Below are 24,911 nucleotides of genomic sequence, written 5' to 3'. Positions count from 1 at the left end.
TTGATTTTTAAATTTATTGGATCGTTGGTTAGAATAAGACAATAGAGATGCCATTGAAAAAGCTCATTCTCAGCCTTTAATGAACACTATTGAGTGGAGAGGATTTAAAAATCTTAAAAATTTTTAAGAATGTTAAATGTGATCTTTATTATAAATACAAAATTGTTTTTACCTGTTTTGATTTATTTTAACAGGTAAATAAAAATACCAACTATTAAAATTGCTGTAAAAGAAAGAGCAACAATTCTTTTGTATACAGAACTTCCTTCCATCTTCATAGGTTTTGATGTATCCATAGTTTCTTTGTGTTTTTTTGAAAGCCAAATAAAAACAACTGTTACAGCTACAAATATTACATTCAAATAGAAGGTATAATCAAATGCAAACTGTGAGATATCATCTATTCTTTTAGAACTCTGTGGAGTCAATGAAAGGAGGGCAAATAGATAGTGAAGTATGAGTGCAGTTGTTACAATACTTATGTACATTATAAAAGCAATATATAAAGCAACTCTTTTACCGTAATATTTTGCATTTATCATTACCAGTGGCGGAACCATTAAATCAGAATAAATAAAACCCATGATACCAACAAAGAGAATTCCATTACTATTTAAAACAGTGGCAAGTGGAATATTACCCATCGAACCGATAAATGTAGCAGCAGCAACAAAAGGTGCAACTAGAGCATTTTCAACAGTTATGAGCCAGGTTGGTAATTCATTTTCCATTCCCTGAAGAAATATTATTCCCCAGACAGAAGCAGGAACAAACACTGCTATAAAACCTGCAATCGTAAATCCGATTAATATTTCTTCCCACACCATTTTCCAATCAGACACAAATTTATTACCAACTAAATACCACCCACTCTTCGAACGAATTCTTTTTTTCCAATCAAAATTATCTTCCCCAGCAACATTCTGCGCTTTAACTTTTTCCTTTGCTGCTTCTATCCATTTTTTAGGATAAGTTAGTTTAATTAATAACGAACTTATTATAATTAATAATAAACCCCCTATGATTTCAGCAGCAAGAAACTGCCAACCAAGAAAAATGAGTATTAAAATACCGAGTTCAATTACAAGATTAGTTGAAGCAAACATAAAAGCAACTGTGGAAACAAAATGAGCACCCTTCATAAATAATGCTCGTGCAGCAGCGAGTGCCGCAAATGAACAAGACGAAGAAGCAGAGCCAAAAATTGTAGAAATGGAAACACTTTTAAAGTTTGCTTTGCCCATATATGGGGTAAGTTTTCCTTTAGGAATAAAAGCCTGAATCATAGCACTTATTCCATAACCTAAAATAAAAGCCCAACCGGCTTTCCAAAAAAATCCCAATGAAGTTTTTACTGCTTCACCGTACATTTGCCAAAATGATTGTACAGAATCTTCCATTAGTTTTTCCTGAATTTCTTATGTAAATAGTTTGTTCTATAAATATGAATAAAAATAAAATCAGTGTTAATATTTATTTGTCAAAAAATCGGGTTAGATTTCCAATGAAGTTCTTACAGTACTATAAGTCATTTCCCTTTAAGATAATTCTTCAATTCCTCATCTGTAGGTAATGATGCCTCTGGAGATGCGCGAAAGACAACCTTACCATCAATAATTATATTTGGGGAATTCCGAATCTGATATTCGTCTACAGCTTTGGAATCGTCTTCAACAAATTTCAACTGATAATTAACACTCATCTCCTTAAGTTTTTTTTCTAAAATTGGTCTGTGTGAGCAATCTTTCGTTGCTAAAATTAATATTTCCATTTTTTCTCCGTTAAATTAAAAATAGAAGTAACGTAAGTTGACCCCAAATATTCAAAAACTATTAAAACAGTTAATTACTTAAGTTTTTAAGTCTCACTAACACTGTGATTAATCCCGATGATAATGATAAAACACTCTATATTTGTAACCGTTTCTCTATTGGCATCCTCTCAACACCTTATCTTGACACTGGTCAACTCGATTTAATTAAATTTCTTGTTATTCAATTTTTTCTTAAATATATAATTATTCGATTAAATAATTTCTCATCATTCCCATGTCTTCGTGTTCCAGATTATGGCAGTGATATAAGTACATTCCTTTAAAATCTTCAAATCTCAACAAAACTTTAACTTTTGTACCAGGTAAAAGTAAAAAACTATCCTTCCATCCTTCATCAACGAAACCATCCTTAAGTGAATTGAAAGATTCACTAAAACCGCCATCATTAATTCGCTCAATAATTTTGAACTGTAAACTGTGGATATGAACGGGATGAGGCATCTGCATCATACCACCCATCATACCGCGTCCTCCTCCGCCGTTAATGAACTCCCAGATTTCAGTAGTATTTAATTTTACTTTCTCCCAATCGGCTACTTCGGTCATTTCGAATGTTTTGTTGTTAATAGTCCATCTCATATGACCGCCCATGCCGAAAACGAATTTACGTGGATTATCAAAATTAACTGCTTTTGGAGGATCTGCTTTCTTTATTGCAGAGAGTTTGGAAGGTAAATTAAATTGTTGATTAACTTTCTTTTCTATATCAATTGAAAATAATTCCAGTCTTGTTCCCATATCATTAATATTATTATTGCCTCCCATCATTCCGCGCATCATGCCGCCCATACCGGAAAAAGTTGACGGGAAGGGGAGACTAACAAGTTTGATCTTATCTCCCGGTTCTTTATTTGATAGATCAACAATGATATCAAATCTTTCTGCAGGTCCGAATGTTAAGTAATCTTTTTGTACCGGTTTTTCAAGCAGTCCACCGTCTGTTCCGATTACTGTCAAAGGAGTGCCGTCGCTCCAAGCAAGTTTATAAATTCTGGAATTTGATCCATTCAGTAACCGCATTCTGTAAGCTTTTGTATCAAGATTAAGTGAAAAATTCTGTTTACCGTTAATAATAATTTCGTCACCCAGGAAACCCATCATTCTATCCATTGGATAATTCAAATAAACAAGTTGATTCTCGTTATCAAATGTTCTGTCTTGAATAATAATTGGTATTTCATCATCGCCGGAAGGAAGATTTAATTTCTTTTCTTCTTTTTCGGAAATGATGAAGAGTCCGGCTAAACCACTGTAAACTTGTGGTCCTGTTAATTCATGCGGATGAGGATGAAACCAATAGGTACCGGCGCGATCTTTAACCTCAAACTCATAAACATACTTTTCACCTTTATCGATTACGTATTTGGGATGACCATCCATTTCCGGAGGAACATGCAAGCCGTGCCAGTGAACTATCGTTATTTCGTCGACTTCGTTCTTAAAGATTACTCTTATCTTTTCACCTTTATTTAATCGGAAAATAGGACCCAGATAATTATTATCTAATATTTGCACGGAATCCTTTCTTCCTTTAATAACTGAAGCGGAATACTTCCATACTTTTGTTTTATTGCCCGGTAAAATCGGTACACTGGTTTCATGGGCTGTTAACTCTATTTCTATATCGGGTGTAAAGCTGGGATCTGCTTTGCGGTTGGGTTCTGCTTCGTTTTCGCACGCATTAAGAAAAAAATTTGGTAGGAATAGAAGCGTTGTTGACCCTCCCGTGAATTTCAAAAATTTTTTCCTGCTTACTTTTAAGTTTTTCATACTAACACTTTATTATTTGTTATAATTATCAGTTTCAAAATATCAAGCCAAAGATTCTTGACAGACATACTCTCAAAACCGGCTTTGCGGAGATACTTAATCGTATCACGATTAATATTTGCACCATATATATGAAGGGGAATAGGATTTAGAATATCCATTAACGGGGCAATGACCGGCTTATTGCTTTTTACATGTTCAAGCATTAAAATTTTGCCTCCCTTCTTACACACTCTTCTGATTTCTTTTAGTCCTTGTACCGGATGGGGAACAGAACAGAATACACATGAGGTTACAACCGTATCAAAGGTATTATCCTTAAAAGTCATATGCTCAACATCCATTTCTAAAACATTCTTTATATTTTTTTGCACTGCAGCTTTTGATGATGCAATCTTAACCATCTTCGGGCTAAAGTCTATAGCAGTAACCTCAACATTATCAGGGTAATATTTAAAATTCTTACCTGTTCCGGCTCCTACTTCCAGGACTTTGCCGTTAGCATTAGTAAGCATTTCTTTCCGGTGTTTCGAAAACATATTCTCCATCGGTTTTTCAACGAGATCAAATAAATTTGAAATCCTGTTGTACCGATGTTTTATTTTTTCTGTTTTTTTATCATCAGACATAATAAGCTTTAAATTAATAGAGGAATAATTACTGTAAATCCTTCCTCATACTATCAAATTCTTCTTTAGATATTTCTCCGCGTGCATATCGTTTCTTTAATACATCGAGCGGTGTTTCATTGCTAATTTGTCCGGTTCCGCTGTTTTTTTGGTTTGTGAATCTTACTATTAAATAAATTACCAAACCGATTATAATTATCCAGAAAATCCAACCGAACCACATTCCGCCAAATCCGTTCATCATAATTTTACTCCTTTAAAATGACTAACAGTTTTAAGTTTTTATAAACTTTCTATTACACTCCTGAGTTTATTCCGTATAGTTGAGGCTATTTCGTTCAGCTGATCATTTTTCACTGCCACCATAGAGGCAACCGGGTCTACAGCCGCAACCTCAACTCCGCCTTCAAGTTGCTGAACAATTACATTGCAGGGAAGCATAGTGCCTATTTTATTTTCTGCTTCAAGCGCTTTGTGCGCAAAGGGCGGGTTGCAGGCACCAAGAATTTTGTAAGGACGAAAATCCACGTCTAATTTTTTCTTTAATGTTTCCTTTACATCAATTTCAGTAAGTATTCCAAATCCTTCTTGCTTTAAAGCTTCGGTTACTTTTTCAATTGCGTCTTCAAACTGCAATTGAAGTTTTTTTAAAAAATAGTAAGACATTTTATCTCTCCTTCTATAATTACCTAATTTTCTAATAATTTGATTAGCATAATTGTCCATTTGGATCAAATAAGAAATTTATTTTTTATCTCTTCCCATCATTCGCCCCTCCCACATTGTATTACCCATCATATCACCACTCTGCATATAATTCTGCATATGGTTCATCATAACTGGATACTGAGCCATCATATCAAACATTTCTTTCATCATAAGCGAATCTCCCCGGACATGATCAAACATCTGTTTCATCATATATTGACGGGTATCATTTTTTTTCATCATTTGATCAATATAATCATGTCTCCAATCTTCATTATCCATCATCTGAGTCATTATTTTATCATGAGCTTCAGGATTATGAAACATCGAATCATAATCTGTTTCACTGCTACACGATAAGAACAGAAACGATATAGAAAATAAAAAAGTTACGAGGAATATTATTTTAAGCATCATAAAATCACCTTTTCTGATTTAGTCAAAAATAATAAGTCATTAAGCCTGTCTAAAAATCACGTTACTTAAAATTATTATTAAAGCCAAAGACGATTCACAAGTATTGCCATTTGGAAACTGTTAACCGGTGCCTATCTTTCTGAAATATTTTTAATACTTACATATTACTTTTCTGTGTTGACTTGCAAGCATTTACTTCCTTTAACATATTATTTTCTCACATTTATAATTACTGTTAATTATTTATTCAGTGATGAGATTCGTGATCTGATTTTTTCTTAGTCGAATCTTTCATCATATCCTATTGCATCATTCCTTTATTATGCATCATTTGCATCATCATTTTGTGCATTTCAGGATTATCCATCATCATTTTGCACATCTTCATCATACCGGAAGAATCTGAGAATTTTCACTTGTTAATATTGCAATTGAGTGATGGCAAATTTATCAAGCTCTCCCAGATTTATAATTATTAAAATTTCTAAACAATCTAAAAGCTATTATTAACAGCAGCACTCCCGCAGATAAAAATGGCAAATGAATATTCAGTGCAAAAAGTATCCCTCCCAATATTGCTCCAATTCCTTTACCAAGATTATCAACAGAATTCTGAACGCCTAAGGCAGAACCTGTATTTTGAGGAAATTTTTTTGTTATTAATGAGGAAAGTGAAGGAGTAATTGAAGAAATGCCTACCGAAAGTATAGTAACACTTAATATGATTAGAAATAAATTTTCAAATAACATAAGAGAAAAAATTCCAACAGCGGTTAGCAAGAAGCCAAAGGGCATCAAAACTTTTTCTCCTTTTTTATCAATTAAGTGCCCTATAAAAAAACTTTGAGCTATCCCCATTATTCCTCCGCAAAAACTATATATTATTCCAAGCTCCAGTGTGCCGTAGTTAATCAAATATTTTGCGTGCAGTGAAAAGGTTGCTTCAAACAACATTAACGAATACTGGCTTACGAAAGAAAGTATTAAAAGAAATCTTATACTCTTAACAATACTAAAAATGCTTACCTCTTCCCCGCTGAACGGGATTTCTCTCGACTTGCCGGGATCAACTTTTTTAGGAATTGAAACGGCAAAACCTGAAGAATCTATATTTGAAATTTCCGGTAATTGTTTTATTAAAAATAAGTTGAAGCCCAACAGTATTGATATTGAAGTAAACGGAATAGAGAATTCATCAAAAGAAAAATTAGAAACGGAATAAACCGGTAAATTAATATTGGAAAGAAAAGATGCTGCTGCCGGACCAACAGTTGCACCTATTGCACTTGCACCTCCAATCCACGCTAACACTTTCCCCCTGTTTTCTATGGGAGATAAATCGGATACATAAGAGCTTGCAACCGGAATTACAGCCGCAGAAAATATTCCACCCAACATTCTTGATGAATAAAGCCAGTATAAATTGCTGCTTATTCCAAAAATAAAGATTGATAATGCAGTGCCAATTAAGCCGATAGAAAATAATGGTTTCCTTCCAATATTATCCGAAAACTTTCCCCAAAGAGGTGCAAACAAAACCTGCATCAATGCAAATATTCCGGTTATCATTCCAACATGTAGTGAAACATCTTCCTGACTCATTACAGACGATGACATTCGTTCTACAAAGAATGGAAGTAATGGAAGAGTCAATCCGTATCCAACATAAACTAAAAAAATTGAGAGATAGATATAGAAAAGATTTTTATTCATTTGTCATTTTTTCTTTTAAGCAGCGGATATAATTCCATTACTCCATTACTCCAATATTCCATTTTTATCTCTCTGCTTTACCTAAGGTTACCACAGCACTTTTTTCATTATCATCTCTGTAATACTTTACTTTTACTTTTTCACCCGGCTTGTGCTTTAATAAAATATTAATGAATGGATTCTTTTCATTTATTTCTTCATCGGCTATTTGCGTAATAATATCGTTGATTCTAAGTCCACTTTTATATGCTGGTGAACTCTGGCTGATTTCTGAAATATAAACTCCCCATTCTGTGGGCAAAGAATATCTTTCAGCTAACGGCGGATTAATTGGCAGCCAGTTTATTCCGAGGTAAGGTCTTGCTACATAACCTTGCGCTATAAGCTGCTTAGCCACAGCATCAACAGTATTGGATGCTATTGAAAAACCAAGCCCTTCAGCGATATCCCCGGAATAACCGCTGCCTCTTACTATCAAAGTATTTATCCCAACAACCTGTCCGGCTAAGTTTACCAAAGGACCGCCGGAGTTGCCGCGGTTAATTGCTGCATCAGTTTGAATTAAATCTTCCATCGAAAATTGTTGTGATGTTTCTATAGCTCTACCGAGTGCGCTTACTACTCCCACAGTAACAGTATTTTGAAACTCACCAAGTGGTGAGCCCATAGCGATGACAGTTTCACCCGGCTTAAGTATATCAGAGTTCCCTAATTGAGCAAAATTGTTCCAGCTACCTTCAACTTTAATAACTGCAACATCTGCAAACTTATCACCGCCGATATATTCAGCGAGAAGAGTTTTTCCGTCACTTAATATTACTTCAAGAGAATTAAATCCCTCAACTACGTGATTATTGGTAATTATATAACCATCTTCTGAAACAATAACACCTGATCCGAAACCTCTCCTTTGAATTCTTTGACTTCCAAAGAAACCTCTCCTTACTTCAGTTAAATTATTTATTACTGTAACAACAGCCGGACTCACCTTTTCAACAGCACGCGTTACAGCAGTTTCAACATCAACAGTGGGAAGTGATTCTATATGTTGGGGAAGTATTTTTACTTTATCATTATTTACGAAAGTTTGGTTTGCAGAGTTTGAGGAAGTTATCCAATAAACAATGAAACCGCCGGTTGCAGCTCCTAACAATGCGGCTATGAAAATAATTAATAAGTAAGCTTTATTTAGTTTTGTATTTTGATAATTTGACATAATCACACCTTTATTTAGTCAAGCTTGATGATAATTTACTCCGGATACTTCACACAATTAATGAGGTACTGGAGTTAAAATCAAAAATAGAATGACGAATGCGAGAGCAATCAGACCAAGTGTAACCAAAATAATAATTAGTAAGGAGCCCTTTTCTGATTTTGTATTTTGATCATCCGCCATATTTTTTCTCACTATTTAGTAACTACTAAACCTATACCCGTTTTTTGAACGAAATCAACAAAATGGTTTAATGAAGAATTTATCGGATCAATAATAATTGATGGGTATACACCAAGTAATATTATAATTATTATAAGTGGCACGAACATAATAGTTTCTCTTTTATCAACATCGGTCAGTGTATTCCATTTATCAGGAAGTTGCCCAAAGAAAATACGCTGAAAGCCACCTAACATATAAGCTGCACCTAAAACAATTCCTGTGGTGGATAAAATTGCAATCCAAAAGAATGATTGAAATGCACCAATATATGAGAAGAGCTCGCTTACAAATACATTAAGACCAGGTAAACCTATTGCAGCAAAAAAGGCAATAGTGGTAACACCGGTATAAACAGGCATTTGCTTAGCTAATCCGCCAAAATCGTCCATACCACGTGTATGTGTCCTGTCATAAATTACTCCTACTATTAAGAACAGCATAGCCGTAACAATGCCGTGGTTAAACATTTGAATAACACCGCCGATTACTCCCATTGAATTTAGTGCTGAAATTCCAATAAGAACTATTCCCATATGGCTTATACTCGAGTATGCAATCATCTTTTTAAAATCTTTCTGAGCCATAGCGCAGAAAGCACCATAGATTATATTTATCATTCCTAGTAATGCCATAGGGAAAGCGTAACTAAGCATCATATCAGGAAAGATTGAGTAACTGATTCTTAATAAGCCGTAGCCGCCCAGCTTTAATAAAACACCCGCAAGTATAACGCTAATTGCTGTGGGAGCTTCAACGTGAGCATCCGGCAGCCAGGTGTGGAAAGGAAATACAGGAACCTTTATAGCAAAACCAATAAACAATGCAATAAAGGCAACGGATCTCCAATATGTTCCAATCCCCGCAAGTAAAGAACCAGGTACAAAATTTTTGGGATTCATCATATCAAGCATATTAAAGGTATGAATGTTAAGCCCGGAAATTGGATCGAGCACTCTAACACTAGCATATAATCCTATAATTACAAGTAAAATTAGGACTGAACCAAGCAGAGTATAGATGAAAAATTTAATAGCTGCATATTCGCGTCTGGGACCGCCCCAAATACCAATCAGAAAATACATTGGAAGGAGAGTTAATTCCCAGAAAAGATAAAATAGAAAAAAGTCGAGCGCAACAAAGACTCCCATCATTCCAGTATCGAGCATAAGATAAAGAGCAAAATATCCTTTTATTGATTTATTGATATTCCAGGAAGCAATAACTCCGATGAATGAAATAATAGCTGTAAGCATAATCATTGGTAAAGCAAGACCATCAATTCCCACGAAGTAATCAATAGCTACGTTACCTATCCACGCAAAACCTTCTATATCAATCCACCTGGCTTTCTCTATATACTGGAATCCATTAGGATCATTTATGCCGGTAAGAGACGGGTCAAAATTTATCCAGATAAATACTGCAACAACAAGTTGAAGCATTGTTGTTATCAGCACAGTCCATTTAACTGTATTTGTCTTACTTCTTGGAATCAGCATCACAACGACCATACCTATTAGAGGAAGAAAAGTGATCCAGGTTAGATATCCGATTTCTAAGAATTGATATTGCATTATCATTCCATTTAGTTTTTAGATAACTATTTCAGTGAAATTTTTTCTCAATATGACTTTAGAATTTTGCTCATTCTAATATATTCCTTACCATTTCAATATATTTATTTCATTGATGTTCACCGTAAGCTTGTTACGAAAGATTGCAACAATGATTGCTAATCCTACCGCCGCTTCAGCCGCAGCTACAGCCATTACAAAAAACACAAATATTTGCCCGGTCACATCGTTTAGAAAAGCTGAGAAGGCAACAAAGGTTAAGTTTGCTGCATTCAACATTAATTCAATACACATAAAAACCATTATTGCATTTCGTTGAGTCAAAACTCCAACAACACCAATTGTAAAAAGTATTCCACCAAGTATTAAATAATAGTTTAAAGGCATATTCACTCCTTTTTGTATTATGGAAATTTCTTTTTTGCCAAGACTAACGCGCCGATAGTTGCAGCAAGAAGAAGAAAAGATACTGCTTCAAACGGAAGCAAATATGTGGTGTATAGAACTGTTCCGACAGATTCCACAGTCCCTGTTTTAGCAGCATCCGGAGGTAATGATGAAATCTTGCTGCTAACTGATGATGCAACAACTGCTATTATTTCGATAAGAATTCCAATACCGATTGTAATGGAAAGCCACACTCTTAATTTTCCTCCTTTTGGGTGCTCTTTTTCTTTAATATTCAACAGCATAATTACAAAAAGGAATAACACCATAATTCCACCGGCGTATACTATAATTTGTGTAACGGCTATAAATTGTGCGCCAAGTGTGAGATATAATATCGCTAGTGAAACAAAACTCACAATCATACTTAACACACTCATAACCATATTACGTGCTATAATCATATAAATTGCAGAGCCGATAAGCACTGCATCGACAAATAACAAAAAGATTTGCTCAACATTCATTTTAATTTATTCCTCCTTTTCATAAGCCAACTAATAACCAGAGAAGAGCAGCTAAAATTCCGATTGCCATTAGTATTGCATAATCTTGCACAACTCCGGTTTGTATTTTTCTTATTGATGCAGAGATGATATTAATTAGTTTCCCTATTCCATTAACAAAACCATCAATTAATTTATTATCTGTAATTTTCCAAAGAATATTTTGTGAACCTTTAACTACGGGATTAACAATTGTGGCATCGTAAACTTCATCAACAAAATATTTATTCAACAAAAGATTATATAATCTTTTAAACCGAACAGAAGTTCTCAAAGCTATTCCCGGTTTCCTCAAATAAACAAAGCCGGTGTAAAGAATTGCTGAAAGAGCAACTGCAACGGATATAAACATTAAAAGATGTTCGGTTAAATGTGAGAAAGAATTAAACTGCATCAGTTTTCTTTCAGAGGATTTGAAAACCGGTGCCAGCCAGTTATGAAGAACATTTCCATTTTCACCTGAAATGATTTCCGGAAGCCCAATAAAACCGCCAACTGCTGAAAGAACCGCAAGAGCAATCAATGGTATTGTCATAACTTTGGGAGATTCGTGGGGATGAATTTTGTTATGATCATACGTTTCTTTTCCTTCAAAAGTCATAAAGTAAATTCTGAAAATATAAATAGCCGTGAACGCTGCTGTGATTATTCCCAGAAGCCAAACAAGAAAACCAATATTCATAAATGAATACCAGAGTATTTCATCCTTACTAAAGAAACCGGAAAGCGGCGGTATTCCAGAAATGGTTGCTGACGCAATAAGAAATGTTAAAGAAGTTACCGGCATATACTTTTTCAATCCGCCGAATTTTCTCATATCCTGAACATCGTGCATTGAGTGAATAACAGAACCAGCTCCGAGAAATAATAAAGCTTTGAAAAATGCGTGAGTCATCAAATGAAAAATACCGGAAGAAAAAGCACCCGCACCCATAGCGAGAAACATATACCCAAGCTGGCTTATTGTTGAATAAGCTAAAACTTTTTTAATATCATTCTGAACAATTCCAACTGTCGCGGCAAAGAATGCAGTTGAAATTCCTATCACTGCAACAACCAGCATAATTGATGGTGCTGAAGCATAAATAATATTAGTACGTGCAAGCAGATAAACTCCCGCTGTTACCATCGTTGCTGCGTGAATAAGCGCTGATACCGGAGTAGGACCCGCCATCGCATCGGGAAGCCAGACAAAGAGAGGAATTTGTGCAGACTTTCCTACTGCACCAATGAGTAAAAAGACTGCAATAAAACCAAAAATATATTCCGGCACATTAAAAGTAACTGCACGTGAAAAAACTTCTGTAAAAGTCAACGAACCAAATGTTGAGTAGATAAGAAACATACCCAGCAGAAAACCAACATCACCAACCCTATTAACAACAAATGCCTTTAGTGCTGCAGCAGATGTTGTGCTTTTCTCAAATTTCTTTTCATACCAAAATCCAATTAACAAAAAGGAGCTTAACCCAACACCTTCCCATCCTATAAATAAAAAAGGAAAATTATCTGCGAGAATTAAGTTCATCATAAAGAATACAAATAGATTCATATAAGCAAAGAATCTCCAGAAACTTTTATCCCCGTGCATATAACCGATTGAATAAACGTGAATGATGAAGCCAACACCGGTTACAATTAAAGCCATTACAAGAGAAAGCTGGTCAACCTGGTAAGAAATGCTTAAACTTATTCCGCCTGTCTTTATCCAATCGAAAAGAGTTACAATGTTTAACCGCTTATCAACCGGAAGTGAAATGGTTTCTATCAAAGCGCCAACAGCAATTAGAAATGAAAGACCGATTACGCCGCTGCCGATTGTTCCAATTATATTTTCTCTTTTTATTTTTCTTCCAAACAATCCATTGACCAGAAATCCAAGAAGTGGAAGAATGATTGTCAAGTAAATTATATCAATCATAATAATTTATAAGCTGTCAATTACTTTTTTTAATTTTGATTGAATCTCTGAAGCAATTTCACCTAAAGATTTATTTTCAATTGCCTGAATAGAGGCAACCGGGTCAACTGCCGCCACTTCTATCTGATTTTCGGATTGTTCAATTACAATTACATTGCAAGGAAGCATAGTACCTATTTTATCTTCCGCCTGCAATGCTTTATAAGCATACGGTGGATTACAAGCACCAAGAATTTTATAATTCTTGAAATCAACATCCAGCTTCTTCTTTAAAGTTGCTCTAACATCAATTTCAGTTAGGATACCGAATCCTTCTTTCTTCAGTTCATCAGTAACTTTTTGAATTGCAGCGTCAAAACCGGTCGTTATAATTTTTGTATAGTAATAACTCATTTTAGTTCCTTAATTTTTATATATAAAAGAAAAACCAGATTTACTTTGAATCATCCGAAGTAACGGCGGAACGCTCAAAAAGCTGTTGCCGTTTGCCTTTTACCGGAATAAACATTGGCACATTCCGCTTGTATTCGAGATATGCTTCTCCGAACTTCTCAATTGTTTTCTGCTCTTCTTTACGTGCAAGACGGTAGTATGCAAATACAATGATTGGGAATAATCCTACTGAGAATAATGTTGGCCAATGAACAACACCTTCACCGAAAAGCCCGAGAAACAAACCAGTATATTGTGGATGCCGGACTAAGCTGTATAATCCATCGGTTGCAAGCCGGTTTTCCTTATGAGCACGGTATAGCTGCCGCCATCCCTGAAGAAAAATACCAAAGCCCACAAAGAGTAAAATATAACCGGCTATCATAGAGATCATCATACCAGTTTCACCAACTCCGAGAAGAGTGGACCAAAGATTTGCATTAAGATAAGTGCGGTCTAATCCAAAAAACCTTACAAGCAGATAAATTGTAAGCGGGAAGCCGTACATCTCTGCATACAATGCAATTATGAACGCTTGTATCAATCCTGCACCAGCCCACTCCCTCCACGTTTTAGGAGCGAGATAGCGGTACAATAACCAGGATGCAATAACAATAAAAATAAGTGCAAGCGCCCACGCACCTGAATGTTCTATACCTCTTTCCATTTTTTAATTCCTTTCATCGTTATATAATTGATACACTGATTTATACCGCTATCTCTCTTTTATTAATGATGATGCCCCATATGTTCGTCATCTTTCTTAACATACTTCTCAGGGCTTTGCTGGAATTTACTCTTGCAGTCATTACTGCAGAAGTAATAGGTTTTACCCTGGTAATCTAATTTTTCTGCTTTGAAAACATCTTTTATTTCCATTCCACAAACAGGGTCGTGTACCATCTTACACCTCGTTTTTTGTTAGTGATAAGTTAATTAAGTCGTCTTTTTTAAAGCTTCACCACGTTACTCACACGAATTTAGGTTAAGTTTAAGAGTAACTAATTGTGCAAAGACTTCTATCATAATTTTCACACTGCTTCTACGCATAAGGGCAATTTATTCCCAGCGTTTGATAAAATGAATGCGGCACGGGTGTTAAAATCAAAAATAAAATGACGAAAGCAATTAAGCCAATAGCAACTCTTTTGCTATCAAGCTTTGTAACATCATTTAATGGTGGAGCACTTTTAATTCCTGCTAAGAAGAAAACTATAATTGCCCACGTTAGTAATCCGCTCCAAACAAATAAACCAAGCAAGAAGAGCGAGAACAATGCAACTGTTCCGATTGTGTTTGCATTTTTTCTTCCAAATAAAGCGTGAGCAATATGCCCGCCGTCTAATTGTCCGATTGGAAGTAAGTTAAGTGCAGTTACAAAAAGTCCAAGCCAGCCTGCAAATGCTAAAGGACTAAATTGAAATGTGTGCCCACTTATTAAATCTTTACCGATAGAAATTTTTGCAAGCAGTGCAAGCAAAATTGAAGAACCAACATCAGAGCCGCCCATCATTGCATTTTCATTCGACATAGGAATTATCTTTGAACTTTGCAGTCCGATTAGCAACGCCGGAATTGCAAAAACTAATCCGGCAAGAGGACCGGCAACACCAACGTCAAATAAAGCTTTACGATTTTCTGAAGGAGATTTCAAACGTATGAAAGCGCCGAACGTTCCCAAGGCAAAAGGAACCGGGATAAAATATGGAAGCGTAACATTCATTTTGTGATACTTTGCTGTAAAGAAATGACCAAGTTCGTGTGCACCTAAAATTACCATCAAAGCAATTGCATAAGGTAAACCAACATTTAACTTATCCGGTTCTTGTAAAAGATTTATTCCCTGGTGAAGCGCTCCGGCATAAGTTGTTGTTATAAATGTAAGTATAAACAGAATTAAATTGACTGTAGGTCTGGAAGGTCTGTCAGCTTTTACTGACTGCTTCTTTCCTGAAACAATAATTAAAGTTCTCCCGGAATCATCCTCCTGCAATAATGTTGAAATATTTTTTTTATCAGATTCTTCTTTTAATTTTTGATAAGCTGCATCCGGCTCTATTAATAAATTTCCTTCAAAGATTATCGTGTCATCAATTCTTTCAACGTGATTTGTATGAAAAACATCACCAAGATTTTCCGGCATTGGGATAACACTTTTTATTTTTTCCTCTTCATTTTGAATTTCTGTATGTGCAGACATTTCTGAATCCGGCTCCGGATGCGTCTGTCTCATAAAATAAAACATTGCAAGACAGCAAATTGCAATGAATAAGAAAAAGAGAAGAGGGTTTAGTTCAACGCCGTTTATTGCTAAAATGAAAAACACAAACAGCGGCAGCAAGCAGAAAAGAAGCATTAAAATCGTATGCTGAAAATTTTTATGTCCTTTCATATTCTTTCACTCCTAAGTATGGTTTTAAACTTTATGAATCATCTTTCATCAATAAAACGTTTTTTTAGTTTTAAGAATAATACTACCAGACCCCCTCCTATTAAAGCACCGTCTATAAATGAGTACACAAATCCTGAAAAAGTTGAAGTTATTTTAATATTAAAAATATTTGCTATCAGAAAGATGAAATTTTCATTAAACATTTCAGTCATTCTATGCATTAATGAAAAAACCAGGTAAATGACACTCCAGATCAATCCGAATGAAAAGCTGATAATTAATACCATAGTTTTTTCTTTCAATTGCCTTCCTCTACTTGTTTACCTGGACATTTAACCGAACCATACGAACAGAACACACAGCAGTCACCTTCTTTAGGTCTAATAATTTTTTTGCACTTCTTGCATTCATAAAAAAACTGACAAGCATCTGTTGGCATCATTTCTTTCTTCTCAAATCCACAAAAAGGACATTGAATTACAGATGTATAAATAATTTCACACATTTCCATTTTCCATCAAACATCTTCCATTTTCCATCTTTAATGATGATGCTGATGTTCATTTTTTCTTTTTTCCTTGCTATGTGAAGATTCACCTTCCTTCTGTCCGTGCCCTTTATGCTGCCCGTGTGAATGCCCGCCGCAGCCACCCATACCACTGCCGTGGGCGCCGTGCCCTCTATGCATAAAAAACATAATCGCTGCAAATATGATTATATATATTAATGTTTCAGACATTTTATTATCTCCTTTATCCAACTAACTGAAATCCATTATTGTCTTTTCTAACTCACCTTTGATACAAAAATCTGATCTCCTTTTAAACTTACATTGTACTGAGTTAATGGTCTTGGCGGTGGTCCTGCGATATTAATTCCATTTAAATTATAGTGTCCATTGTGGCAAGCACACCAAATATGCTGGAAATCATCCCGATATTGTACAGTGCATTCTAAGTGAGTACATATTGCAGTGAACGCTCTTAACTCTCCCTGAGGTGTATTTATAAGAATTCCGGGTTTATTACCGAAACGAAAAATTTTTCCACTGTTTGGTTTTAGTTCGCCTACTGTACCTGCAATAACCGATGATGGTATTGGCTCAGTAGATTTCGGTGGAATTAAAAACTTAACGACCGGATAAATAACAGAAAAAGCAAATGCTGTAAAGCTTCCGCCAAGAAAGAATTTGAGAAAATTTCTTCTTGATCTAGTACTCTTATTAACATTTTTTCCCATTGTATGATCTCCGATTCTAACTAACAGACTTCTGTTGATGCGTGTGCCAGTTTACCATGTCTACACCAAACGCAATCGCAGTGTTCGTGCATACACTGCTTATCTATTAATCTTGTTTTATACCATCTCCTTGCAACCGGATAAATTAATCTTTTACTTAACGAAGTATTATAATGTTTTCTTAAAGCCGGAATTACATCATCTATCGCTTCCATTTTTTTAAGTAACAATGAATATCCTTTGTTGTACAAGTGAGCGAACAGCCATCTGTTTGCAAGCGACGTTTGAAGTTTTGGATAAAGATATGCCTTGCAAAGTTCACTGTAGGATTTATTCTGAATTATACTTCTTGCAGCAAGATAACCGGAAAGCATTGCGTACTTAATTCCAAATCCCCAAAGAGCGTCCTGGAATCCGGCATTCTCACCAACGTAAAGAATTTTATTATCCTTTGTTGTAACCGGCTGATTAAAGAAATTAACGAATCCGCCAAACTCTTTCGGCTCAATAACATCAATATCTATAACAGATTTTAATACTCTAAGCGCTCTTTCATAGTATAGTTTTTCATTTTTAAAATCCTCAAACATACAGGTTGCAAATGTTGCTTTCCCGTTGTTTACTAATAGGTAAGCATAGGCTTTTGGTGCAATCTTATTATTTACAAATCCGATAAACATATTTTGTAGTGATGTTTTAAACACCATTCCTTTTGCAATTGCGTCTGCAGCTTTTGGTCCGGTGCCAACTATTGCAGCTTGACCATCTACTGAGTCTAATTTCCTGCCCCAAAGAATATTAACTCCAGCTTCTTCGGCTTGCCTTCTTAATCCCTGGTCAAGTGAATTTTCATTAGAACCTCTTTCAATTAAATAGAAAAGCGGACGTGAAGTCTTCACCTGTGTCTTTTGAAGATTTGGTCCGTAAAAAAATCCATCTTCACCGGAATATGGATGACACAGGAAATTAATTTCGATACCGATCCGGCGTAATATTTTCAACGTATCTTCGTCATCAGACCAATTCTCTAGCCCCTGAAAATCACCGTTAAATCTTAATCCTACATCATTGTTCTGTTCTAATAAATTGACATCGTAACCATTTTTAGCCAGAGAAATTGCTGCTGTTAAACCAGCCGGGCCAGCACCAATTACTGATATAGATTTTTGCTTCAACATATCTCAAAATTCACTTATTTAATGGTGATGATGCTTGTGCTCATCCCCATTATCTTTTTTAATATACTTTTCAGGATTGCTCTGGAATTGAACCATACAGAGTGCACTGCAGAAGTAATAGGTTTTACCCTGGTAATCTAATTTTTCTGCTTTGGAAACATCTTTTATTTCCATTCCACAAACAGGGTCATGTATCATAATGTATTCCTTTCAGTTTAGGTGAATAATTGTATTAATGATTAGCATTTGGATTTTTTTATTAATAGCCAAAATGCAAGCCAGAGGAAAAAGTTTGATTTTGCTAAAATTGGGGACACTTTTAATTATTATTTTTTTAGAAATTTTAAAAATCTTTAAATACTTTAAATGTAGAAGTAATCTATTTCTAAGTAAGCCATGGCAGTACCAAATACTAAATAAGTATCATAAATATTTTTTTCAATGCCTAGCAGCTTATCTATCAAATTCATTTTTCAGAATGATTACCTTAATGTTATACTGAACGCTTTAATTTATATTCATTGAAGAGAGTCAAACCTAATGCTGATATAACTATTATAATTCCAACAACCTCAAGCGGTTGTAAAGTCTCTCCAAAGGCAGCAAACGCAATAAGCAGTCCAAATACGGGGGTTAAAAACAGATATAAAGATAATTTGCCGGCATCATATTTTTGCAGCAGCCAGAACCAACTGATCTCCGTAAACGCTGTTCCAATTACACCTAAAAATATCACCAGACCAATAAAGAATCCCGACCAGATTTCAGTGCCGACCGGTTCGAAAAAAAATGAACCTGCCAGCAGCAATAAACCTCCTGCAATTAACTGCCATCCTGTAAATGATATAAGATCACTCCCCGGTTTAAGCCATTTTAATAATACAGCAGTAACTGCAATCCCGGCTGATGTTCCCGTTGCGAGTATTGCCCCAAAGAATGCACCAGTGTTTTCGCTGGTAAACGCATCGGCAAAAATGAAGATGATACCTGTTATTCCTAAAATAAGAGATGTTATTTTAACAATAGTTATTTTCTCATTAAGAAATAATGCGGCTAATACAATAATAATAAGAGGCGACGTGTTGCCAAGAACCGTAGCAATTCCGGCTCCTGTAAATTCGGGGCTTGTAAACATAAAACCGAAAGTAATACTGGTTGATAAAATGCCGATTGGTATAATCCATTTAACCAGGTCACGGCGCGGAAGAATTGGTTTCCGTAAAACTAATAGTAGTATAATAAGTGAAATGCCTCCAATAAGAGTACGCAAGCCGGCAAAGCGAATTGCGGGAGAATATTCCAGCCCTGCTTTAATTGCAGTATAACATACCGAGGCAACTAATGTATACATCAGCATCAGACTGAAAACAACGTAAGGTGAAATTTTCCTGCTCTCACTAAAAAATCCTGATTGAACGTGACGTGATTGAACCTGATTTTTATCCATTTATAATTTCACTGAGTCATCTTGTTGCTGTGTTTTATTCATTGAGATATTTTTATACCAGCAAGCTTTACTCTTTTTAACAGGAGTGCATTTACTGCAACAATTAATGAAGAGCCGGACATAGCAACAGCCGCCGCTTCGGGACGCAGCACCAATCCTATTGAAGGATAAAGCAATCCTGCCGCAATAGGGAATGCAATAGTATTATAACCGGCAGCCCACCAAAGATTCTGGTGCATTTTACGCAATGTAGCGCGGCTTAATGTTATAGCTCCAATTACATCAAACGGATCGGATTTCATCAGCACTACGTCAGCAGTTTCCATTGCAACATCGCTTCCGGCTCCAATAGCAATGCCCACATCAGCTTGGGCAAGAGCCGGTGCATCGTTAATGCCGTCTCCAACCATTGCTACAAGTTTTCCCTGCGATTGCAGCTCTTTAACCTTATCAGCTTTTTGCCCCGGCAGCACTTCGGCAAAGACAGTCTTAATTCCAAGTTCGCCTGCAATTCGTTCTGCGGTTGCACGGTTATCTCCGGTTAGCATCGCAACCTGTACTCCCATATCTGTTAATTTTTCTACTGCATACTTTGCATTAGAACGAACCGCATCTGCAATGGCAATTAAGCCTGCAAAGTTTCCATCAATTGAAGCATAGATAACTGTTCTGCCTGCACCTTCAAGAGAACCGGCAGTTTCTTCAAAACCGTCCAAAGAAATTTTGTTATCCTTCATCAACTTTTTATTTCCTACCAGCAGAGTTTTTCCGTCAACAATAGATTTCATTCCGTGCCCTGGAATTGCATTAAAACCGGTTGTTGGCGAAAGAGAAAGCTGCTTTGCTTTTGCTTTATCAACAACTGCCTGCGCTAATGGATGTTCTGACGATTGTTCGGCTGAGGCAACAAGCTTTAGAAATTCATTTTCACTTAATTCATTCTTTGCAGTTTTTATTTCTACAACCTGCGGTTTACCTTCTGTAAGAGTTCCTGTTTTATCAAAAATAACAGCTTGAAGCTTAGCTGCCTGCTCGAGTGCAGCAGCATTTTTATAAAGCATTCCATTCTGAGCGCCCAGACCTGTTGCAACCATTATTGCAGTAGGCGTTGCTAACCCAAGTGCATCCGGGCAAGCAATAACAACAACTGTAATTGCAAGTGTAAGCGCCCAAATTACAATGTTTGAACCAGCCGGAGCGGCGGAAATGCCAAACAAATACCAGCCAAAGAAAGTTGCCAAACCAAAAACTATGGCTGCGAGAACTAACCATTGAGACGCTTTATCTGCTAAACGCTGCGAAGGTGCTTTAGAGTTTTGTGCTGCCTGAACCAATTTAACAATTTGTGAAAGTGCAGTATCGGCACCGACTTTTGTTGCCTTGAATTTAAAAGTGCCGGTTTTATTTATAGTTGCGCCAATTACCTTTAAGCCGGTTTCTTTTTTCACCGGAAGACTTTCGCCGGTAATCATTGATTCATCAACGCTGGATTCACCTTCTATTATCATCCCATCTACCGGTATTTTATTACCCGGGCGTATGAGAACAATATCATCAACAACCACTTCAGAGGTAGATACTTCAAACTGCTCACCATTCCGGATTACAACGGCTTTAGGAGGAGCGAGGTTCATTAATGCTTGTATTGCATTTGAAGCTCCCGAACGTGCACGCATTTCCATCCAATGCCCGAACAATACAAACACAAGTAATAAAGCTGCAGCTTCGTAAAACACTTCTGCCTCAAAGAAAAAAGTAGCCGCAACACTGAATAAATATCCGGCAAGAACTGAGAGCGAAACAAGCACAGCCATATTAAGGATGCCGTTTTTCAAGCCCCGCCAGGCTCCTGTATAAAATACCCATCCTCCATATAAAACCGCGGGTGTAGCTAAAAGAAAAGATAAAAATTCATTAGACATCCCAAACGGTGAGGGCAATTGAATATCGAAATAGTCTGTAAAAAGAGGTGAATAAAGAAACACCGGTATTGCTAAAATGAAAGAGACCCAGAATCGTTTCTGCATATCTTTTACCATCCCTTCCATGCTCATTCCCCCTCCGTGTCCCATTTCGTGCGCCATAGCGGATGTATCTCCTCCCATTTCGTGCCCTGCGTGTTTATCGTGTTCTTCCATTTTATCACCGGCGTGAGCATCCATTTTTTCAGAAATATTTCCGTGTTCTTTATGCTCATCCATTTTGTGCTGATGATGATCCGTATGCTTCGAGCCTGGAGGATCTCCTGGCTTGCACATATTTTCGTGCATAGATTCGCCGGTACAATGGTAACCGCATTCACCTACAAGCTTTTTAATTTCAGCAAGTGAGATTATTGAATCATCATAATGAACTGTGGCAGTGCAGTTCAAATAATTTGCTTCAACGTAGTGAATACCGGAATGTTTTTTCAGTTGTTTCTCAATACCGCGCTCTTCGCCAATGCACATCATTCCGTGTACACATAAAATAACTTCTTTCATTTGAGAGACTCCTTTTGTTTGATAGTCGTGCTATTGTTCTGCCACTAAAGCTTCTTTAAATAATTTTAGTCACACAGAGAATAAAAAATTAAATACTCTGTGTCTCCTCTGTGTAACTCTGTGTAACTTACATCTACAAATGAATTCCAAAGTTGTAAAATTATTTGAGTGACAGAACACTGTAATAAAATTATACCTTTAGAAAATCTTTTCTCATTCCCATTGCTTCATCGGTAATCATTATAGATTCTTTGCCGTCTTTTACAGCGCCTGAAAGCGCGCGTATAGCATCAATAGTTTCTGGAACAACAATTGCCTCGTTATAAACCTGGTAAGTATAGTAAGCTTCATTTCCTTTTACTGTTAATACATCTTCCCATAAAGCAACTTCCCACATATCGCCGCGTGGGCGTCCTATATCTTTCATTAATTCGATTGTGCTGTTAAGAGCGACAATTCCATCTTTCATTCTAATGAAGGCGATGCGCGGTGCAGCTTTGAATGCAGCCAGCACTTCGTCGCGGCTTGCTTCACGGCTTAATTCAACAACCCAATAATGATTATGAGTTTGTGTATGTGCGCCTTTTGCTGCTAATGTTATAACGTCTAAATCCGGAACAACAGTTTGTGCATCAGGTCCCTGATGGCTGGGGATATGAGCTTCCGGAACAACAGTATTCATAATTCCGCTATGGTCAGATTCCCACGGATCCGTAGCCCGCCTGATTAAAACTCCGCGTGCTTTTTTAAGTAAACCGGCATCACGTAAAGCAATAAGAGTACGAACAGTGCTTGTGGTATTGCAAGAAACTACTCTTGTTGCATTAAGCCCGAGTGCGGTTTCATAATTAGCTTGTGCAACAAAAGAATGTCCGGTAAGACTATGCTTTTCGCCTCCTTGATAAATTGCTTTTACACCTGCTTTTTTATATCGCTCAAGGTTTTTAGCACCGATTCCTTTTGGAGTAATCTACTATTACATCAATCTGCTTAATCAAATCATCAAGTGAACCTGCTACAGAAATACCTGCTTGCTTCAGTTCATTTGTTTTTTCTGCAAGCGATGAATAAACCGGCAGACCTATTACTGCCGCTGCTTTTACACGGTAATCGCTAACAACATCCGCAACGCCAATCAGTTCCATATCCGGCTGAAGCCTTATTGCATCGGCAACGCGTTTGCCAATAACACCATAACCATTAACGGCTGCTTTTATTTTTTTGTTTGACATAGTTACTTCTCCTTATGATTATTTTTTTACAATTTATTCAAAAATTGAGCATCAAAACTATTACGTGATTTCCCCAATATAATCGGGGCAGTCACTTCATTCAACATTTTACACCTCCGCTCATTCAGTATTTTGTTGAAATTATTTTAAACCATAAAATATGTTCATACAAGCTTGACCAAAGCATTCCGAATGAAAAAGCAAAAAGCAGTTCTTCAATCGGGATACCGAGGATAAGAATTCCGGTTAATACTTTTAAATTCCATACGTGAATTACGTAATCTGGAAAGAGAGCTAATAATGTTAGGAAGAAAACAAAATAATAGATCAAGAATAATAATCCGCCTATCCATATTTTCCATTTCAAATCGGGTCTGCAGTACAATGTTAACAATGCGCCGGCAAACATTGCAATTATTCCACAATATATGTGGTTTAGATTAGTAAATACAGCAAGCACAAGAAAAATCGGAATTGGTGAAGTGAGAATATAAATATGGTATTTGTGGCGGCTGTGTCCCATTTCGGCAATATCCATTTTGGTAACATTTTTTTTATAGATAAACCTATATAACACAGAACCTGTTCCCCCGATGGCAAATGTAAAGATTAAGCTTTCGATATCGAATCCTGTTTGCTGCGCCAAATCAAAAAGTGATGGAGGATTCCAATATTCGGGAACAAACAAAGGTTCTGTTAATCCTAATAACATTGTAGCAAGACTAATGGACATCATTTCAAATCTGGAAGAAGGTCTTAATAAATATAGAATTAACCAAACCAGTAATGTGACTAAAGACCATATTAACCAAACATATTGCATTATAATTTCTCTCTAATAAGTCAAAGTTATTCCTATTCCGGCGCCCATATCACTGTCGTAATGTGTAGAGACTGAAAAATATTTTGTGAGAATGTACCGGAAACCCGCCATGTATTCTTTATCTGTATTTATCATTAAATTAAAACGTAAGCGGCTGGTTACTGCCACATCTTCTCTGCTTAATTGAAAACGGAACTTTCCATCACTATCAATTCTTGCATCAGCAATAAATAGCATAGGTAATGTATATGCAATACCAGCTACAGCAGCTTTACGATTATTCTTATTACTTTTCTGACCAAACATATTTTTATCTTCGTTGCCAAAAATATTTTTTGGTCCGCCTTCTCTTTTAAAATGATAATCAAAGCCGACATAAGGAAACCACCACTGCATACGATCGAGATAACGCCCGATAAATGTTTCACTCTCGTAGCCATGTTCATCGTGATAACCCAAATGCCAAATAGTTTGCAATTTCCAGCGGGTATTGGAATACATGGCTTCTCCATCACTTCCGTTGCTTTCCACACCTGCACGACCCATAAGATGAAATTCACGGTCATCATCATAAAGCTTTTGAATGGCATTTACAGGATCTGGCAGATCTGGATTTGGAGGAGAATTTTCGTAGCTGAAAACCCTGCCCATCCCAGACATCATGTGGTAAAGAATATGGCAATGAAAAAACCAGTCTCCGCCGGGTTCTGAAGCAGCAAATTCTA

At 36.3% G+C, this 24,911-nt stretch carries 26 protein-coding genes and 1 pseudogene; all 27 read right to left on the bottom strand.

Annotation, left to right across the window (positions count from 1 at the left end; translation table 11 throughout):
- Positions 1 to 182 precede the first annotated feature (182 nt).
- A complete protein-coding gene (locus tag IPM14_15440) occupies positions 183 to 1,400 on the bottom strand; it encodes a permease (GenBank protein ID MBK9099474.1) in 1,218 nt (405 codons plus the stop codon).
- Positions 1,401 to 1,528: 128 nt separating this feature from the next.
- A complete protein-coding gene (locus IPM14_15435) occupies positions 1,529 to 1,771 on the bottom strand; it encodes a thioredoxin family protein (protein MBK9099473.1) in 243 nt (80 codons plus the stop codon).
- A gap of 246 nt (positions 1,772 to 2,017) precedes the next feature.
- The gene (locus tag IPM14_15430) at positions 2,018 to 3,604 is read right to left on the bottom strand and encodes a multicopper oxidase domain-containing protein (protein MBK9099472.1); all 1,587 of its coding nucleotides are present in this window, start codon (positions 3,602 to 3,604) and stop codon (positions 2,018 to 2,020) included.
- Complete coding sequence (locus IPM14_15425; GenBank protein ID MBK9099471.1) at positions 3,601 to 4,233, bottom strand: methyltransferase domain-containing protein; 633 nt, start codon at positions 4,231 to 4,233, stop codon at positions 3,601 to 3,603. The genes IPM14_15430 and IPM14_15425 overlap by 4 nt, the downstream gene beginning before the upstream one ends.
- 28 nt (positions 4,234 to 4,261) lie before the next feature.
- The gene (locus IPM14_15420; protein MBK9099470.1) at positions 4,262 to 4,477 is read right to left on the bottom strand and encodes an SHOCT domain-containing protein; all 216 of its coding nucleotides are present in this window, start codon (positions 4,475 to 4,477) and stop codon (positions 4,262 to 4,264) included.
- 38 nt (positions 4,478 to 4,515) lie between these two features.
- The gene (locus IPM14_15415) at positions 4,516 to 4,899 is read right to left on the bottom strand and encodes a DUF302 domain-containing protein (GenBank protein MBK9099469.1); all 384 of its coding nucleotides are present in this window, start codon (positions 4,897 to 4,899) and stop codon (positions 4,516 to 4,518) included.
- A gap of 78 nt (positions 4,900 to 4,977) precedes the next feature.
- Complete coding sequence (locus IPM14_15410; GenBank protein MBK9099468.1) at positions 4,978 to 5,358, bottom strand: hypothetical protein; 381 nt, start codon at positions 5,356 to 5,358, stop codon at positions 4,978 to 4,980.
- A gap of 450 nt (positions 5,359 to 5,808) precedes the next feature.
- The gene (locus tag IPM14_15405; protein MBK9099467.1) at positions 5,809 to 7,071 is read right to left on the bottom strand and encodes an MFS transporter; all 1,263 of its coding nucleotides are present in this window, start codon (positions 7,069 to 7,071) and stop codon (positions 5,809 to 5,811) included.
- Between the two features lie 64 nt (positions 7,072 to 7,135).
- Positions 7,136 to 8,287 (bottom strand): trypsin-like peptidase domain-containing protein, encoded by a 1,152-nt coding sequence (locus IPM14_15400; GenBank protein ID MBK9099466.1) that lies wholly within the window; start codon positions 8,285 to 8,287, stop codon positions 7,136 to 7,138.
- Between the two features lie 194 nt (positions 8,288 to 8,481).
- On the bottom strand, positions 8,482 to 10,086 hold the full coding sequence (locus tag IPM14_15395) for an NADH-quinone oxidoreductase subunit M (protein MBK9099465.1): 1,605 nt from the start codon (positions 10,084 to 10,086) through the stop codon (positions 8,482 to 8,484).
- An 87-nt stretch (positions 10,087 to 10,173) separates the two neighbouring features.
- On the bottom strand, positions 10,174 to 10,473 hold the full coding sequence (nuoK, locus tag IPM14_15390; GenBank protein MBK9099464.1) for an NADH-quinone oxidoreductase subunit NuoK: 300 nt from the start codon (positions 10,471 to 10,473) through the stop codon (positions 10,174 to 10,176).
- A gap of 17 nt (positions 10,474 to 10,490) precedes the next feature.
- Positions 10,491 to 11,000, bottom strand: coding sequence for an NADH-quinone oxidoreductase subunit J (locus IPM14_15385; GenBank protein MBK9099463.1), 510 nt, complete (start codon positions 10,998 to 11,000; stop codon positions 10,491 to 10,493).
- 19 nt (positions 11,001 to 11,019) lie between these two features.
- Positions 11,020 to 12,960: an NADH-quinone oxidoreductase subunit L gene (gene nuoL, locus IPM14_15380; GenBank protein ID MBK9099462.1), complete on the bottom strand. Its 1,941-nt coding sequence runs from the start codon at positions 12,958 to 12,960 to the stop codon at positions 11,020 to 11,022.
- Positions 12,961 to 12,966: 6 nt separating this feature from the next.
- Entirely contained in the window at positions 12,967 to 13,353 is a 387-nt protein-coding gene (locus IPM14_15375) for a DUF302 domain-containing protein (protein ID MBK9099461.1), read from the bottom strand.
- Positions 13,354 to 13,393: 40 nt separating this feature from the next.
- Positions 13,394 to 14,059, bottom strand: a complete 666-nt coding sequence (locus IPM14_15370; protein MBK9099460.1) for an isoprenylcysteine carboxylmethyltransferase family protein — start codon at positions 14,057 to 14,059, stop codon at positions 13,394 to 13,396.
- Positions 14,060 to 14,121: 62 nt separating this feature from the next.
- Entirely contained in the window at positions 14,122 to 14,295 is a 174-nt protein-coding gene (locus IPM14_15365; protein MBK9099459.1) for a YHS domain-containing protein, read from the bottom strand.
- Between the two features lie 139 nt (positions 14,296 to 14,434).
- Positions 14,435 to 15,784 (bottom strand): site-2 protease family protein, encoded by a 1,350-nt coding sequence (locus tag IPM14_15360; GenBank protein MBK9099458.1) that lies wholly within the window; start codon positions 15,782 to 15,784, stop codon positions 14,435 to 14,437.
- A 38-nt stretch (positions 15,785 to 15,822) separates the two neighbouring features.
- Complete coding sequence (locus tag IPM14_15355) at positions 15,823 to 16,086, bottom strand: hypothetical protein (GenBank protein MBK9099457.1); 264 nt, start codon at positions 16,084 to 16,086, stop codon at positions 15,823 to 15,825.
- Between the two features lie 239 nt (positions 16,087 to 16,325).
- On the bottom strand, positions 16,326 to 16,523 hold the full coding sequence (locus IPM14_15350) for a DUF2933 domain-containing protein (protein MBK9099456.1): 198 nt from the start codon (positions 16,521 to 16,523) through the stop codon (positions 16,326 to 16,328).
- Between the two features lie 47 nt (positions 16,524 to 16,570).
- The gene (locus IPM14_15345) at positions 16,571 to 17,023 is read right to left on the bottom strand and encodes a Rieske 2Fe-2S domain-containing protein (protein ID MBK9099455.1); all 453 of its coding nucleotides are present in this window, start codon (positions 17,021 to 17,023) and stop codon (positions 16,571 to 16,573) included.
- A gap of 20 nt (positions 17,024 to 17,043) precedes the next feature.
- Complete coding sequence (locus IPM14_15340; protein ID MBK9099454.1) at positions 17,044 to 18,201, bottom strand: NAD(P)/FAD-dependent oxidoreductase; 1,158 nt, start codon at positions 18,199 to 18,201, stop codon at positions 17,044 to 17,046.
- 18 nt (positions 18,202 to 18,219) lie between these two features.
- Positions 18,220 to 18,399: a YHS domain-containing protein gene (locus IPM14_15335; protein ID MBK9099453.1), complete on the bottom strand. Its 180-nt coding sequence runs from the start codon at positions 18,397 to 18,399 to the stop codon at positions 18,220 to 18,222.
- Between the two features lie 295 nt (positions 18,400 to 18,694).
- Positions 18,695 to 19,648 carry an EamA family transporter gene (locus IPM14_15330; protein MBK9099452.1) on the bottom strand — a complete coding sequence of 318 codons (954 nt, stop codon included), beginning with the start codon at positions 19,646 to 19,648 and terminating at the stop codon, positions 18,695 to 18,697.
- Between the two features lie 38 nt (positions 19,649 to 19,686).
- On the bottom strand, positions 19,687 to 22,131 hold the full coding sequence (locus IPM14_15325) for a copper-translocating P-type ATPase (GenBank protein ID MBK9099451.1): 2,445 nt from the start codon (positions 22,129 to 22,131) through the stop codon (positions 19,687 to 19,689).
- A 190-nt stretch (positions 22,132 to 22,321) separates the two neighbouring features.
- Positions 22,322 to 23,363: pseudogene (locus tag IPM14_15320) on the bottom strand (type II glyceraldehyde-3-phosphate dehydrogenase).
- Between the two features lie 124 nt (positions 23,364 to 23,487).
- On the bottom strand, positions 23,488 to 24,186 hold the full coding sequence (locus tag IPM14_15315) for a hypothetical protein (protein MBK9099450.1): 699 nt from the start codon (positions 24,184 to 24,186) through the stop codon (positions 23,488 to 23,490).
- A 12-nt stretch (positions 24,187 to 24,198) separates the two neighbouring features.
- The coding region (locus IPM14_15310; GenBank protein ID MBK9099449.1) for a multicopper oxidase domain-containing protein at positions 24,199 to 24,911 on the bottom strand (713 nt) is incomplete at its 5' end.

It is taken from the genome of bacterium (genome assembly GCA_016716565.1).
Lineage (GTDB): Bacteria > Bacteroidota > Ignavibacteria > Ignavibacteriales > Ignavibacteriaceae > IGN2.
The sequence above is the reverse complement of the archived record's forward strand: the minus strand, read 5'-3'. Positions and strand labels throughout refer to the sequence as shown.